The 14,186-nt window shown below is 69.9% G+C and carries 21 protein-coding genes; 20 read left to right on the plus strand and 1 reads right to left on the minus strand.

The features are described from left to right. Positions 1-56 precede the first annotated feature (56 nt). A complete protein-coding gene (locus tag AB0I79_RS17400; protein WP_357873503.1) occupies positions 57-407 on the plus strand; it encodes a hypothetical protein in 351 nt (116 codons plus the stop codon). A gap of 167 nt (positions 408-574) precedes the next feature. Here the strand turns inward: AB0I79_RS17400 and AB0I79_RS17405 are convergent, their stop codons facing one another. Then, positions 575-1,099, minus strand: a complete 525-nt coding sequence (locus tag AB0I79_RS17405; protein ID WP_357873506.1) for a hypothetical protein — start codon at positions 1,097-1,099, stop codon at positions 575-577. A gap of 327 nt (positions 1,100-1,426) precedes the next feature. On the opposite strand from AB0I79_RS17405, the gene AB0I79_RS17410 reads away from it, so the two are divergent. The 19 genes from AB0I79_RS17410 to AB0I79_RS17500 all read left to right on the plus strand — a co-directional run bounded on the left by AB0I79_RS17410 (position 1,427) and on the right by AB0I79_RS17500 (position 14,134). After that, entirely contained in the window at positions 1,427-2,641 is a 1,215-nt protein-coding gene (locus AB0I79_RS17410; protein ID WP_357873509.1) for an AAA family ATPase, read from the plus strand. Continuing rightward, positions 2,638-3,231 carry a hypothetical protein gene (locus AB0I79_RS17415; RefSeq protein WP_357873513.1) on the plus strand — a complete coding sequence of 198 codons (594 nt, stop codon included), beginning with the start codon at positions 2,638-2,640 and terminating at the stop codon, positions 3,229-3,231. Before AB0I79_RS17410 ends, AB0I79_RS17415 begins: the two co-directional genes overlap by 4 nt. Beyond that, on the plus strand, positions 3,228-3,470 hold the full coding sequence (locus tag AB0I79_RS17420; protein ID WP_357873516.1) for a WhiB family transcriptional regulator: 243 nt from the start codon (positions 3,228-3,230) through the stop codon (positions 3,468-3,470). The genes AB0I79_RS17415 and AB0I79_RS17420 overlap by 4 nt, the downstream gene beginning before the upstream one ends. Further along, positions 3,467-3,808, plus strand: coding sequence for a hypothetical protein (locus AB0I79_RS17425; RefSeq protein WP_357873519.1), 342 nt, complete (start codon positions 3,467-3,469; stop codon positions 3,806-3,808). The genes AB0I79_RS17420 and AB0I79_RS17425 overlap by 4 nt, the downstream gene beginning before the upstream one ends. 515 nt (positions 3,809-4,323) lie before the next feature. Beyond that, on the plus strand, positions 4,324-5,280 hold the full coding sequence (locus tag AB0I79_RS17430; protein ID WP_357873522.1) for a hypothetical protein: 957 nt from the start codon (positions 4,324-4,326) through the stop codon (positions 5,278-5,280). Next, positions 5,277-6,191: an ATP-binding protein gene (locus AB0I79_RS17435; RefSeq protein ID WP_357873525.1), complete on the plus strand. Its 915-nt coding sequence runs from the start codon at positions 5,277-5,279 to the stop codon at positions 6,189-6,191. Before AB0I79_RS17430 ends, AB0I79_RS17435 begins: the two co-directional genes overlap by 4 nt. Continuing rightward, a complete protein-coding gene (locus AB0I79_RS17440) occupies positions 6,188-6,769 on the plus strand; it encodes an XF1762 family protein (RefSeq protein ID WP_357873528.1) in 582 nt (193 codons plus the stop codon). Before AB0I79_RS17435 ends, AB0I79_RS17440 begins: the two co-directional genes overlap by 4 nt. Then, positions 6,762-7,343 (plus strand): hypothetical protein, encoded by a 582-nt coding sequence (locus AB0I79_RS17445; RefSeq protein ID WP_357873531.1) that lies wholly within the window; start codon positions 6,762-6,764, stop codon positions 7,341-7,343. Before AB0I79_RS17440 ends, AB0I79_RS17445 begins: the two co-directional genes overlap by 8 nt. Continuing rightward, the gene (locus AB0I79_RS17450) at positions 7,340-7,501 is read left to right on the plus strand and encodes a hypothetical protein (protein WP_357873533.1); all 162 of its coding nucleotides are present in this window, start codon (positions 7,340-7,342) and stop codon (positions 7,499-7,501) included. The genes AB0I79_RS17445 and AB0I79_RS17450 overlap by 4 nt, the downstream gene beginning before the upstream one ends. Beyond that, positions 7,498-7,974: a helix-turn-helix domain-containing protein gene (locus AB0I79_RS17455; RefSeq protein ID WP_357873536.1), complete on the plus strand. Its 477-nt coding sequence runs from the start codon at positions 7,498-7,500 to the stop codon at positions 7,972-7,974. The genes AB0I79_RS17450 and AB0I79_RS17455 overlap by 4 nt, the downstream gene beginning before the upstream one ends. A 134-nt stretch (positions 7,975-8,108) precedes the next feature. Then, complete coding sequence (locus AB0I79_RS17460; protein ID WP_357873539.1) at positions 8,109-8,462, plus strand: hypothetical protein; 354 nt, start codon at positions 8,109-8,111, stop codon at positions 8,460-8,462. 93 nt (positions 8,463-8,555) lie between these two features. Further along, positions 8,556-8,933 carry a hypothetical protein gene (locus AB0I79_RS17465; RefSeq protein WP_357873542.1) on the plus strand — a complete coding sequence of 126 codons (378 nt, stop codon included), beginning with the start codon at positions 8,556-8,558 and terminating at the stop codon, positions 8,931-8,933. Positions 8,934-8,936: 3 nt separating this feature from the next. Further along, positions 8,937-9,992: a phosphoadenosine phosphosulfate reductase family protein gene (locus AB0I79_RS17470; protein ID WP_357873545.1), complete on the plus strand. Its 1,056-nt coding sequence runs from the start codon at positions 8,937-8,939 to the stop codon at positions 9,990-9,992. A 58-nt stretch (positions 9,993-10,050) separates the two neighbouring features. After that, positions 10,051-10,677, plus strand: coding sequence for a hypothetical protein (locus tag AB0I79_RS17475; RefSeq protein WP_357873548.1), 627 nt, complete (start codon positions 10,051-10,053; stop codon positions 10,675-10,677). 55 nt (positions 10,678-10,732) lie between these two features. After that, a complete protein-coding gene (locus AB0I79_RS17480; protein WP_357873551.1) occupies positions 10,733-11,398 on the plus strand; it encodes a hypothetical protein in 666 nt (221 codons plus the stop codon). Beyond that, positions 11,398-11,745, plus strand: a complete 348-nt coding sequence (locus AB0I79_RS17485) for a hypothetical protein (protein ID WP_357873554.1) — start codon at positions 11,398-11,400, stop codon at positions 11,743-11,745. The genes AB0I79_RS17480 and AB0I79_RS17485 overlap by 1 nt, the downstream gene beginning before the upstream one ends. Beyond that, positions 11,742-12,434: a histone-like nucleoid-structuring protein Lsr2 gene (locus AB0I79_RS17490; protein WP_357873557.1), complete on the plus strand. Its 693-nt coding sequence runs from the start codon at positions 11,742-11,744 to the stop codon at positions 12,432-12,434. Before AB0I79_RS17485 ends, AB0I79_RS17490 begins: the two co-directional genes overlap by 4 nt. Before the next feature lie 18 nt (positions 12,435-12,452). Continuing rightward, the gene (locus AB0I79_RS17495; protein ID WP_357873560.1) at positions 12,453-13,040 is read left to right on the plus strand and encodes a hypothetical protein; all 588 of its coding nucleotides are present in this window, start codon (positions 12,453-12,455) and stop codon (positions 13,038-13,040) included. A gap of 53 nt (positions 13,041-13,093) precedes the next feature. Further along, on the plus strand, positions 13,094-14,134 hold the full coding sequence (locus AB0I79_RS17500) for a hypothetical protein (RefSeq protein ID WP_357873563.1): 1,041 nt from the start codon (positions 13,094-13,096) through the stop codon (positions 14,132-14,134). Positions 14,135-14,186 lie beyond the last annotated feature (52 nt).

The following is a 14,186-nucleotide window of genomic DNA, read 5'->3' on the forward strand; positions in this document are numbered from 1 at the left end:
GCCGGGGCGGCATCCTCCCGGGGTCGATCGAAGGACCCCCGATGGAGGGCAGAGCGATGTCCGATTTCTTCAAGTCTCATCTGCGTACGTACGTGCCGGTGTGGGTCGCCTCGGTGGCCGCGATTCTCGGCGCGAAGGGCCTCGACCTGGACGTGGACGCCACGACCACCGTCGTGACCGGCCTGGCGATCTCCGGCTACTACACGCTGGCGCGGCTGCTGGAGAAGGTGCCCAGCCTGGCGTGGCTCGGCAAGTTCCTGCTGAGCGTCGGCTTCGTGGCTGGCCCGGCCTACAGCGCCGCGGCCTCGAGCTCGGCGGGTTCGGCGTCGGGCGGCGCGGGTGAGGTGCCGGCGGAGCGGGAGCCGTACACGGGTTACGAGTTCCTGCGGGAGGACCGCAGGGCCTAGACTCTGCGGCCAGAGGAACCCACCTCTTTGGAGGGGTTTCCTTCCGGTAGTGCGCCGTCCCCTGGTTCAGGTGGCATTCGCGTAGAGGCCGCTCCTCGCGCTTGCCATTAAGCCTGCTCTGGGGGGCGGCGTGCTCATTTCCGGGCCGCCCCGCCGGCGACTCCGACTTACAGGTGGGCTGTGACTGAGTTGGGGGCGGCTGTGCCGGCGGGGTCGCCGGGCTGGCCCGAGGCGTAGGACGCGTACCAGTCGTCCAGTTCGAGAGCGACTTTGCCCGGGTGGGGGTCGCAGGTGCCGCGGATCGGGGAGACGCACGTCTCGGCCAGGACGCGCCACACTCCGGTTTCGCCGCTGGTTTCGGCCAGGTGGGTGAGGTCGCTGTGCCGGTACAGATCAAGGATCTGGGGGACGGTCATTTTCATCTTGGCCGCGATGTCTTCCCACGAAGTGCCGTTCATGCGTTCGACGGTGACGGCGCGGTAGAGCAGCTCGGCGGCCATGACCTTGAGTTGCAGGGCGTGCTCGATGAACTCGCCGGGGGCGGCGTGGGCGTCGTCGCGGGTTGTGACCTTGCGGGCTGCGTGGTCGGCGATCTCCTTGGCGACGTTGCTGTAGCCGACGCGGGCGGTCTGGCGGCCGTTCAGGTCGGGGGCGACGCGTAATGCGACATCGCGGTGATGGTCGTTCGGCACCGGGCGGGACCTCCGAGGGTGGGGAAGCTGCGGGGGCTCCTGAGTGACGGCTCAAGGTTAGAGCCTTCGGCCCAACTTTAGGGGAGTGCTGGGGGACTTTCCCAGGGGTCTGTGATCAAACGTGCGTCTTGTGGTGTGCCGGTGATCGGGCTAGGCTGACTAAAGATCCAGTATAGTTCTTTGATGTGTCGCCGGATCGGGACGGTAACCCGGGTGGGGCGGTTTCATGCGCCTCACCCGCTGAACCTTCCGGTCTGGTCGGCCCGTCAGCCGTGGTCGGAGCAGGGGAGCGGCCCCAGTTCCGACCGCACAACCGGAAGGAAACACGTGAGCAACCTCGCTTTCGAGGCTCCCGTCCGCGTGGCGCTCAAGTCGCGCGTCGCCGTCCAGGGCCCGTCCGGCTCTGGCCTGACGTGGACCTCGCTGCGGATGGCGCAGGGCATGGGCGGAACGGTTGGTGTCGTGGACACCAACCGGGGCTCCGCCGCCCTGTACGCCGAGCACTTCGACTTCGTCCACCTGCCCATGAACTCCGGCAAGCCCAGTCTGTTGATCGAGGCGCTCGCCGTCGCCGCCGAGCAGCGGATCGACACGCTGATCGTGGACACGGCCACCATGTTCTGGTCGGGCCGGGGCGGGCTGATGTCCCAGGTGGACCACCTCGCCCTGAACAAGTACAACGGCAACAACAACAAGGCTTGGGGGGAGACCCGGGGCCAGGAGCAGGACCTGTTCGACGCGCTGCTGAGCTTCCCCGGCCACCTGATCGCGACGCTGCGCACGCGGGCCGACTACCAGCTCCAGGAGCTCGGCGAGGGCCGGTTCGGCGTGGTCAAGTACGGGACGAAGCCGGAGCAGCGCGACAACTTCGACGCTGACTTCCACTTCACGCTGTCGCTCGACATGGCGCACGCGGGCACCGTGACGAAGTCGCGGGTCCTGGACGTGCCGCCGGGCGTGATCGTTGAGGAGCCGGGCGAGGACCTCGGCAAGACGATCGCCGAGTGGCTGGGCCAGGGCCAGCCGATGCCGGACGCGCTCGACATCCGCGACCAGGCGTTCGACCCGGCCATGACGGATGACGACCTGCGCGAACTGCACCGCCTGGCGGGCAAGGCCAACCTGCTGCGCGCGGCCGTGCTGAACGAGCACGAAGAGGTCGAGGCGCTCGGCGGCCTGATCGCCCGGAAGGGCGAGCAGGCCAAGAAGGAGAACCGCAGGCCCACCCGCCCGGCCGCCGCCGAGCGGCCCGCAACCGGGCAGCCTGCCGGGGAGGCGCAGGACGCGCCGCCCGCACCCGAGCACGTGCCCGACGACAAGCAGTTCGTGGCCTCGTGGGCGCACGCCATTGCGGTCGCCAGCGGCGGCGAGGACGCCAAGGAGGACCTCGACACGATCGAGAACAACCTCCGCCAGGCGCGGACAGCCGGCGAGGCCAGCCAGAACGACTACGCGCACCTGTACCGGATGCTGGAGCAGTGCCGGGCCCGCCTGGGCCTGCCGTACGGTCAGCCGCCGAACGCGACGGCGGGCACGCAATGAGCAGCGTCGAGCAGGCCACGGCGGGCGCGCAGCCCGCCGTGGCGGACCGCGAGGCCGCGTCCAGCCTGTACCTGGCGGGACGGCTGCTGGAGTCGATCGCCAAGGCGCTGATCGCACTCGGCGATGACGGCCTGACCGCGACCACGCCGGACGGACGCCCCGTGATGCCGGTGGAAGACCGGCAGAGCGGCTACATCGGAGGCACACGGCTCGGCTTCACCCAGATGAACGACGGGAAGGTCACGCCTGAGCTGGACCCCGCCGATCCGCGCCTCGTGGCGTGGGCGCTCGCCTCGGACCACTACCGGCACAACGTGCTGACCATGCAGGTCCTGGCCCCGGCCGTCGTGGCGGAGATCAAGAAGCACGCCGTGAAGATGGGCGCGCCCGTGGACCGGCACGGCGAGATCGTCCCCGGCCTGACCCTCAAGAAGGGCGCGCCGACACCGTTCAAGCATCTGGACAAGCAGCTCGTCGCGCAAGTGCTCGCCCCCGAGCGGATCCGCGCGCTGGCGCACGCGCTGCTGACCGGCCTGGCCACCCTGCCCGGCCTGCCCGTCTCGACCGACACGGAGAGGACCCCGCAATGAGCTGGATGTATCGCGCGGCGTGCCGTGACGTCGATCCGGAGATCTTCTTCCCCATCGCCTCGCCGGACACCGACGCCGGAACGGCTGCGGAAGCGCAGGCGAAGCGCGTGTGCTCGGGCTGCACGGTGCGCGAGGAGTGCCTCGGCGCCTCCGTCAGCCTCCAGGTCGTGGACGGCGTGTGGGGCGGGCACAGCGAGGCCGAGCGGCGCAGGCTGCGGCTGGGCGGGAGGGCGTCATGAGCCGGTCCTGTGACGATGGCGCGTTCATCCGCTGCTTGAAGACCGGCAAGATCCGGTACGGCACCCGCCGCGCCGCCCGCCGGATCGCGCGGCGGGCCCACCGGGGGGAGAAGAAGCACACGTACGTGTGCGACTCCTGCCAGGGCTTCCATATCGGCGGAGCGATCGACGAGTACGGCGTACGCCGGCCGTGGCTGCGCTGCCAGACGGACACCTCCCCTGTCTTTTACGAGCTTGGTGGCGCGCAGGCGTACGCCGACCGGGCGGGGGTGGAGCAGCACGTGGTCGCGCCGTGCGGGGAGCACTGGCACGTGTGCCCCCTCCCCACCGTGGCGTGACGTAGATCACACGCTGGACGTTGGGTCGTAGGCAGACGTAAACAGCGCGCCCTTGGTGGGGTGCGTGCGCTCCCTGACGGCGTGGTCCTCAACGAGGCCACCGCCCGATCAACGCTGTCCGCAAGCGGGCGTGCCCGCGAGGACCGCGCCGTCAGGGAGCGCCCCCACCCCACCGGGAGGACCCACGTGACCCTTGCGCGCTGCCCCACCCCTTCACCTTCTACGGCGTCGGCTACCCCGCCGACCGCCTTCTAGCCACAACGGCGGCCCCGAGAGGGACCGCCGTCGCAGCCAGGCAGAGCGCGCCAACGCTCTGAGGCCCTGGATGCCCCCTTCGCCTCTTTCCACAGCAACACGAGGGAGACGTGCATGAGCGTACTTAACGCTGCACGTAAGCCGGGAGCGTTCCCGCCTCCGGCACAGCCTCCTCGTTCTTCCGGCCGGGAGGCCCACGCACGATGAGCACCAACCAGAAGTCCGCAGGGCCGGTCCAGTCCGTCATCCGGCGCGGCCGCATGCGCGCCGACAACTTCACCCAGGTCTCCAACGACCTGGCCCGCGACCGCAGGATCTCCCGCCGCGCGCGTGGCCTGTTCGTCGAGCTCGCCTCCCACCAAGAGGGGTGGATGACGAGCATCGCCGCGCTCGTCGAGCTGGGTCCGGAGGGCGTTCACGCGATCCGGAGCGCTATCGAGGAGCTGGAGAAGTACGGCTACCTCGTGCGCATCCAGCGCCGCGACGCGAAGGGCCGGCTTGGCGAGACCGAGTACTGGATCACTGACTGCCCCGAGGAGTACCAGGAGGAGAAGCCCAGCGCGGAGCCGTCGTCAGAAAATCGCACGACGGGCGACGCCGAAAGTTCCCCCAGCTCGGAACCGTCGTCAGATTTTCCGACGTCGGGTGAGCCGCGCGCGGGTGAGCCGCGCGCGGAAGATCGCACGCATAAGAAGACCAACCACAAGAAGACCAATGAAAGAAATCAGGAGATGCCTCCTTCGTCGGCATCTCCTGCGGGCGAGGCGCAGCAGCAGGATCTCCTCGGCGGCGACAGGCCCCCCGCCGCCTCGTCGAAGAAGACCTCCCGGTCGTCGAAGCCCAAGAAGGAGCGCTCCCCCGAGGAGCAGCTCCGGTTCGAGCAGGCGACCAAGGTTGCCCAGTGGTGGTGGGACCAGTGCGACGAGGCAGGCGTGCCGAAGATCGGCCGGTCGGCCAACGGCACCGGCTTCCCCGGCCTGGTGAAGATGCTCGAAACCGCCCTCGCTGACAACTACACGCAGCGAGAGATCGCCGACGCGCTCCGGAGCAAGCGCAAGCGCTTCCCCCAGCTCAGCGTGTTCGAGGACGCCCTGATGGAAGTGCGCGGCATCGCCCCCGTCCGGACCCTCAACCGCAGCCACACCCCGGGCAACCACCTCGCCCCCTACGACCCCGACGACGCAGCGAACGAGCAGAACAGGCAGGCATGGGGATGACCATCACCGCCATCGCAGCAGGCGACCCAGACGACCGCGACCCGCACCTGCTCGCCCAGGCCAGCAGCCGCCGCACCGACCCGGACGACGTCCCCCGCGCCGACCTCGGCGAGCCCGCATGGCTGGCCGCCCTGTCGCCGGACGCCCGTGCCAAGGCCCGCGCCGCCCTGGAGCGCGGAAGCAACGTCGTCCCGATGCCCACCTCACCCGGCGACGCCTGCACCTGCCCCAAGACCGGCAGGCCCGGCCAGCACCCGCCGTGCCCGGCCTGCCAGCGCGCCCGCAGGGAGACCGCCGAGTCCGTGCTCGCCCAGCAGCGCGAGTTCCGCCACACGGCGTGGCGGCGCAACCTGGAAGGCACCTACGCCGACTACGCCGACGCGACCCTGTCCGGGCTCCGCCCTGAGCAGGACCCGGACGGCCGCGTCTCCCGCTGGCTCGACACCGACTCCCGCACCCTCGTGCTCGTCGGCGACAACAGCCTCGGCAAGACCCACGCCGGGTTCGCCGTCTGCAACGAGGCCGTCCGCCGCGATATGTGGGTGGTGGCGTGGAACGTGGCCGACCTCAACGACCGGCTCCGTCCCGGCGGCGACATCCGCGCGTTCGAGTTCGCCGAGCGGTGCGATCACCTGTTCCTCGACGACCTGGGCGCGGAGAAGCTCAGCGAGTGGACGCTGGAGCAGCTCTACCGGCTCATCGACGCGCGCGTCCGCAACCGCCGCCGCACCGGCATCAGCACGAACCTGCCGTACGACCGGCGCGGGTTCGCTGACACGCCGAAGGAGCAGCAGCCGGTCACCCCGAACATGATCGACCGGTACGGCGCCCGCATCGTCCACCGCATCATGCACGAGGCCACTGTCGTCCGCTTCCACGGCGAGTCCTACCGGAAGCCGGTGCCCTGGTGACCCTCGCCCCGATCGCCCCCGCCCACCCGGCGGGGGCCCGCCCCACCGCGCCAGCTCTGCGGTTCGTGCCCGTCAACTTCCGGCAGGCGTGCGCCTTCATCGCGACCTGGCACCGCCACCTGCGGCCGCCCCGCGGTCACGTCTTCTCCATCGGCGTCGCCGACGTCGCCACCCGGACCCTGCACGGCGTCGCCATCGTCGGCCGGCCAGTGGCCCGCCACTACGACGACGGCCGCACCCTGGAGATCACCCGCGCGGCCACGGACGGCACCCCGAACGTCGCCAGCATGCTGCTCGGCCGCTCCAGGAAGGTCACCTACAACCTGGGCTTCGACCGGCTGATCACCTACAACCACGCCACCATCCACGGCCCCATGTGCGACAGCCCCGCTGCATGCACCCACGGGTCGTGCGAGGCGGTGCGGCTCGGCGAGACCGGCTCCAGCCTGCGCGGCGCCGGATGGCGGATCATCGCCCAGCGGCCGCCGCACGCCGGATGGGACCGCCCCTCACGACCCCGTCACACACACGGCAGCGAAGGCATCGCCCGCACCCTGTGGGAGCCCGACGATGAGTGACCGCGCCCGATATCAGCAGGCGGCCGCCCGCCAGCAGCTCGAACGTGACATCGCCTCCGGCCGGCTCAAGCCCGTCCCCGAACGCATCACCCAGGCGCTCGACCTTCACGAGCTGTACGGCCCCGAAGTGGACCAGGCGCTCGGCGGCGAGGAACCCATGGTGGACGAGTGGGAGGAAGGCAAGCGCGTCCCCACCCTGGAGCAAATCAAGCTGCTCGCCAAGCTCACCGACTACCCGATCCGGTTCTTCTACACCCCCATGCCCGAGCTCAAGGGCCCCGTGTTCATCTGCCGCAGCAGCGGCCCGAGGAAAGGGTGCGAGGTAGTGCGCCCCGCCCAGCCCAAGACCACTCCCGAGCCCCCGCAGCCGCCCGCCGGCGGGAACGTCGTCCCGCTCCGCCGCCCCGGCGGCACGCCGGGCTTCCGCTGCCTCATCCCCAAGTGCCCGCTGCGCCGCCGCCACCAGCCCGCCCCCACCAACGAAGCAGCCGATGCCGGGTGGCGACAGCACTTCCTCGACTTCCACCACGTGGCGCCCACCGCCGCGGAGACCCCCGACCGGAGAACCTCATGACCCCGTTCGACCTCGCGTTCTGGACCGGTTGGACCGTCACCGCGGCCGCCATCGCCGCCGCCGCAACGGCCAGCACCGGCCCGTGGATCGTCCCCGCCGCGATGCTCGCCTGGATCGCCGGCCTCGCCGTCGTCCGCATCCGCGAGCACCGGCCATGACCAGCCCGCCCCCGTCCCTGTGCCCGGCCTGCGCCGGGCACCACCCGGACGACACCGACAACCCCCGGCTCATCTGCCGGTGCGGCACCCACTGGCAGACCCCCGCCCAGGAGCACACCGTGACCATCCAGGCCGCCACCGCCGACCGCGACGCCCGCATCCTCGACCTCTACAAGGGCGACATGCCCGTCAAGGACATCGCCGCCGAGTTCGGGCTCACCAGCGCACGAATCTCCCAGATCGCCGCAGCCGCCCACTTCCCTCTCAGACGGCCCCAGAACGCCCCCAAGCACGTCAACGCGGCCAAGGTGATCACCGACCACCACGCCGGGCTCACCGTGGCGGAGATCGCCACACAGCACCGCGTCAGCGAATCCACCATCCGCCGCTACCTCAAGCACGCCGGCCTGACCGCGAACCCGCCCGCGCGGCGGGGACGCCGTCGTACGGCCGACGCGCTGGCCGCCGCCTGACCAGCGCCGCCGCCGTCTCCTAATCGAAGCGAGACGTAAGCCGCCTGCCTCCGTCATCCTCCCGGCCAGCCGACATCGCCGGGAGGACTTTTGATGCTCGCACCACAGCCTGGCCAGCGCCTGAGGGCGCTGACGTGAGCCCGGACACCGCGCTGGTGCTCTACCTCATCGGCGTCCACATCGCGCTGATCCTGCTGCTCCGCTCCCGGATCCTCTCCCGCCGGCGGATCAGCGAGCTGCGCATCGCCCAGGCCGAAGCGCTGACGAGCGCGATCAACGCCGAGCGCGCGAACCAGGGTCTTGCCGGCCGCCTCGCGCGCCTGCGTCAGGTCCTGGCGCCGATCGCCTCCCGCGCCCGCACCGGCCAGGACCTCGTCATCGCCCGGAAGGACCTGGCGATCGTGGCCGTACTGGTCGAGCACGACGGCCAGGAGGCGGACGCCCTGGTCGCCCTTGAGGACTCCCTCCATAACACTGGACCCGTGTAGACAACATTAAAGAACACTGCTAATGTTTGGGTCTATCAGCGGGGGGTGAGCGGCACTCTCGGCTGAGACCGGAAGGACACCACCACCATGGGCATGACCACCCCTTGGGCGGGCTTCCTCGCCCCCCAGCTCGCCCGCCTCGGCTTCCCCGAGGGCCTCGTCACCCAGGACAACCTCGACACCGGCCACTGGTACCTGCGCACCTACCGCCACCGGCAGGTCGAAGTCGTCGTCAATGAGCAGACCGCCGAGATCACCGTCGCTCGCCTCGCCGACCACGCCAGCGACACCAACGGCTGGCCCATCGTCTACAAGACCGAATTCCAGGGCGCGGACGTTCCGACCGCCCCGATCGTCGCCTGGGTGGCGCTCGCCATGCACCACCACCACGACATGCTGACCGAGCACGTCCTCAACGAGGTCACCACCGCCCTCGGGGGCCTGTTCGCCGCCTCCCCGGCGGCCGTCTGACCCATGCAGCTCACGCTCGACGCGCCGGAGTTCGCCCCTCCGGCGCCCGTCTTCGTCAACCTGCTCGCCTACGACCTGATCGTCATCAACAGCAGCGCGGGCAAAGACTCCATGGCGCTGCTCGCCTACGTCGCCAAGCTCATCAAGGAGCAAGGCTTCACCGGCCGAGTCGTCGTCCAGCACAACGACCTCGGCAAAACCCCCACCGGCGAGCCAATCGAGTGGCCCGAGGTGGCCGAGCTTGCCCGCGAGCACGCCGAGCAGTACGGATTCGAGTTCGTCATCCGCAGGCGCGAACTGGGCGGACTGTGGCACCAACTCGTCGAGGAACGCCGCAACTGGCCATCCAGCTCAGCTAGATGGTGCACAAGTGATCAAAAGACTTCGCAAGGAATGAAGCTCGTCACCGAGCTGGTCACCGAGATCCGCGAGCAGCTCGGCATCACCGACCGCCCGATCCAGGTCCTGTACGCGCTCGGCATCAGGGGAGAGGAATCCGACCGGCGCGCTGGCATGGACATCCTGGCCGTGGACACCTCGCACTCCAGCGGCAACCGCACCATCCACCGCTGGCACCCGATCAGGGACTGGACCTGGAAGCAGGTGTGGGACCAGATCAAGGAGGCCGGGCTTCGCCCGCACGCCGCCTACTCGTGGGGGATGACCCGCCTGTCCTGCTCGTTCTGCGTGCTTGCCACCGTCGAGGACCTGGCCATCGCAGCGCAGCGCAGGCCCACACTGCTCGACGAACTCATCCACGCCGAGCAGCAGATCGGCCACAGCTTCAAGCAAGACCTGTCCCTGGCCGAGATGCGCGCCGCGCTCGACGCCGCCGAACTCGAAACCGCCGCCCCGGCCGCCGCCGAGCAGGCCCGCCAGACGGTCTACCAGCTCGCCTACGTGCGCATCGAGACCATCCAGCGGCGCCGCCACGAAAAGAGCCTCATCAAGGAGAAGCCCGTCCCGATGTGGTCGCCCGCGCGCATCGCCGCGAAGGCCACCGCCGAGACCACCCGCACCCTGGCCGCCGCGCGCCGCGCGCTGGACCTTGCCGCCTAACTGACCCCCGGCCGCCCCGCTTCACAGCGAGGCGGCCCCACAGCCGGAGAAACACCCCATGATCGACACCCGCCCCATCGCCCTCACGGACGCCCAGTGGGACCTCGTCCTCACCAACGCTCGCCTCGCCGCGAACTTCACCGTCAGAGAGTTTGACGACGTCCACTCCGTCCTGATCTGCGCCCACAACGCGCTCCGTCACAACCTGCCCGAGGGCGACGAGCGCCGCCTCGACGCCATCACGGGCATGTCCCTCTGGTGTGTCGCCGACTCCCGCAACGACGACTTCCTCCTCAGCGTGACCCTCGCCCCCGGCGTCACCCTCCAGTCCGACCTTATTGACCTGGCGGACCTCAAGGAGGCCACCACCGCCCCCACCACCGGCTGGTCCGCCATCCGTGCTGTCCTCGCCCGCCTCATCGCCGAGCGGAACAAGATGTGCGAGGCGTTCGCGCTCGTCGCCCTCGAATTCGACGGGCTGGTCGGCTACGCCGAACACCGTGGCGTCGATGCGGAAGACCTGTTCGACACCGTCCACGACACCGCCTCCGCGCACGCCAGCGACATGAACAACAACGGCCTCGGCTCCCAGATCCCCTACCTGGTCGAGCAGAACGGCCATCGCAACACCCGCGACCTCATCGACGAGATCGCCACCGCCAGCCTCGCCGACGCCACCGACTGACAACCCGCCGGGGCGGCGCCACCGCCGCCCCGCCATCCCACCGGAGAACACCCCCGTGACCGTCACCGTGACCGGCCCGGCCGCCCTGCTCCACACCAGCGGAGCCCGATTCAAGGCCCTGGCCGGCTCCGTCCTCCCGTTCATCGCCGAACGCGAGGAGGACGACGCCCCGGCCCCCATCACGCACCTGCACATCGAGGCCGTCAACAACGAACTGCTGCTCATCGGCACCGACCGCAGAACGATCGCCATCGTCCGGCAGCCGCTCACCGTCGCGTCCGTCAACTTCGCCGTACGCGTCTCCGTGCCCGCCTACACGATCGCGAGTCGTCTCGACGACATCAAGGACAAGATGCGCGTCTCTCTCGCCATCGAACCGAAACAGATCACGCTCGCCTACGGACGCACCAAGCTTCGGTTCCCCGCCAGCCCCAGCGAATTGCCCTGGCGCAGCATCATCTCCGACCACCTGACGCCCGACGACGTCCTCACCGACCGCTTCATGATCGACGCATCCCACCTGGCGAGACTCGGACCGGCGAAAGCCCTCGCCAAGCCCCGCAAGCCCATGAACATCCACCTGCGCGGCAGCGACCGCCCCTTCATCGCCACCGCTGGCGATGTCTTTCTCGCTCTCATCATGCCCAGAGTGATCACGGGCCATCCCGGCGCGGCCCTGCCCGAGCAGCCGCTCGACACTTGGCGCGACCACCTCGACTGATGAGCGACATCACCAACTGGCTCGCGCTCACAGACCAGGACCAAATCTGGATCGACGGAGAAGGACGCGAGCACCAGATCGACGACATGGACCCGGCGTACTGCCGCCGGGTCCTGGCCTGGCTCCACAGCCACGCCGACGACGTCACCGAAGAGGCCGCCGCCGTCATCGACCGGGCGCCGCTGCCCGACGTGCACACCGTCGCCTACGACGTCGTCGCCTTCAGCAGCGAGACCGCCGCGATGCGGGACGACCCGCACGCCTGGCTCGTCACCACCCCGCTCATCACCAGCCTGCGCGTACGCGCAGGCTGGCTCACCACCGACCCGAAGGACACCCACCGATGACCGCCGCCGTGGCCGAACGGCCCACCCCTCAGCAGCCCATCACCCCGGTCTATGCCCGCGCCCTGCTCCTCCTCACCCAAGGTCACCAGGCCAAGGACGCCGCCGCAGCAACCGGCGTCGCCCTGGGCCACCTGGTCGCCCTCGCCCGCCAGCAGGGATGGGAGATCCACTCCACCACCCAGCGCGCTACCGACTCCAGCCAAGAGGACTTCACGCCCGTTCTCTCGCCCGAACTCCAGGCCCTGTCCGACTCCTGGACCGGCAAGCTGCGCCTCGTGCTCGACGAGGACGAGCAGGGCGAGCCGTACAACGCCAGTGAACTGCTCGCCTCCGCCGCCGCCTGCGGCGACCGCCACGTACAGGCCGCCCTCGACCGTGCCCGGAAAGCCATGGACAAGCTCCACACCCTCTTCACCGAGGCGGAGGAGCGCCGGATCGCCGCCGAGCAGCTCGCCGCCGCCAAGCAGGCCGCCGCCGACCGCGTCGCCAAGCTCAAGCGGGAACTCGCCGCCGCAGAAGAGAAGGCCAAGGCCCTGGGCGCCACTCCCAAGCGCACCACCACCAGCGACCGCGAGCGCGACCGAACCATCCGCGCCTGGGCCAAGGCCCAAGACCTCGACATCGGCGACTTCGGCCGCATCCCCGGCCACATCCGCGACCAGTACGACGCCGCCCACCCCAACACCTAGCCCCCGAAAGGCACCCTCATGACCAGCACCAGCACCCTCTCCGCGTCTGTCCTCCGGGACGGCAAGCGCGGCCCCGTCACCATCACCTTCCGCACCACCAACCGCAACGACCCGGCCACCCCCTACATCGCCACCGACGAATACGGCGAGGACTACGAGCGCAAGCCCGGCCGGAAGCGCAACCGCTCCGCCACCCTCGTCATCCCCACGCCGCCCCACTACGACGAACCGATCGCCGCCTACGGCACCGCCCTCAAGTTCCGCACCGTGCAGGAGCTCGACGCGTTCCAGGAGCAGCTCGACCAGCTCCGCCCCCACCTGACCGCGACCTTCCCCGCCGATCTCAACGACACCGCGATCATCATCGACGGCGAACACCTCATCTGTCCCGCCTGTGGCGCCCAAGACACCATCGTTGGACGACAAAGTGCCAGCCGCCGCGTCACCGTCGCCCTGGCCCCGGCCACCGGCGTAGCCGCAGCCGGAATCGTCGCCAAGACGATCAGCAGCGACCGCGAAGACGGCCGCTACCTCTTCGACGAGCTCACCTGCGGCACATGCGGCAAAGCCGTCTACCTCCCCGACGACCTCACCGTCAACCCATAGCCATCACCCGGAGGGCGGCCCGCGCCGCCCTCCCACGAACGGAGATCCCCACCATGAGCAGCACCCCCTGCGACTCCTGCCCGCCCGGCCAGAGCTGCGGCTCAGTCACCTGCACCGTGGCAAGGCTCATCTACTGCCACCCCGCCACCTTCGCCAACCGCACCCAGGCCCTCCACTGGATTCTGTGCCGCACCGGCACCGGCTTCGAGTGGAGCAGGGGAGCACCCGTGGACGTGCTGGGCCACCAGAGCGAGCGCACGGAAGAGGAAGCCACCCGCCCCACGGGCGTGCCCCAGCCGCCGCCCTGGCTCAAGCAGGCCGACCCCGACGACTACCAGGACATGGTGAAGGAGTACGAGGCCGAGCGCGAGCGGCTCCGCAGCATCCGCGCCCATGCCGGCGAGCTCGCCCGCACGGCCGGCCCGCTCGGCTTCGACCCGCTCAAGCGCGGCACGTTCCTGGCCCTGCGCCACGACCTGCCCGACGACCTCCAGCCCGAGTGGCGCGCGGCCGCCGACGAGATCGACGCCGTCGTCCACCCCCTCCAGGAAGCACAGAGCCTCCACCACAAGGCCATCGTCGAGCAGATGGCCGAGCACCGCGCCGAGCTCCAGAACGCCATCGGCCGACTCCGCCAGCCCGGCCGCGAGCCCAGCCGCACGGACGAAGCGCTCGCCCACCTCCTGGGGTTCCTGCTCCGCAAGGACCACGACGTCCACGAGCACCCCGACCACCCGCTCAACTCCGGCATCTGGCACTGCTCCGCGTGCGGCGACCTCAACGTCATGCCGGAGAACTGCCCCGGCTGGCACGCCTACCAGGCCGCACGAATGGTCAACGGCCGCACCCGCGATCTCGTCGTCACCGTGCAGGACGGGCATCTCATCTGCCCCGCCTGCGGCGCCCGCGATGAGATCGCTGAGCACGAGATGACCAGACGCGAGATCGGGTTCCACGTCGCCGGCGACGGCAGCCTCGTCGCCGACCCCGGCCAGTGGTTTGACCCTGAGAGCGAGTACTTCGACTGCGGGCAGTGCGGCTCCCACGTCGTCATGCCCGGCGACCTGGCGATCGTCTACCCCCGGTCCGACTGACCCACCACTCAACGCACCCAGATAGACGCCACTAAAGAACGCTGCTAATGTT

It is taken from the genome of Nonomuraea sp. NPDC050202 (assembly GCF_040656115.1).
Classification (GTDB): domain Bacteria; phylum Actinomycetota; class Actinomycetes; order Streptosporangiales; family Streptosporangiaceae; genus Nonomuraea.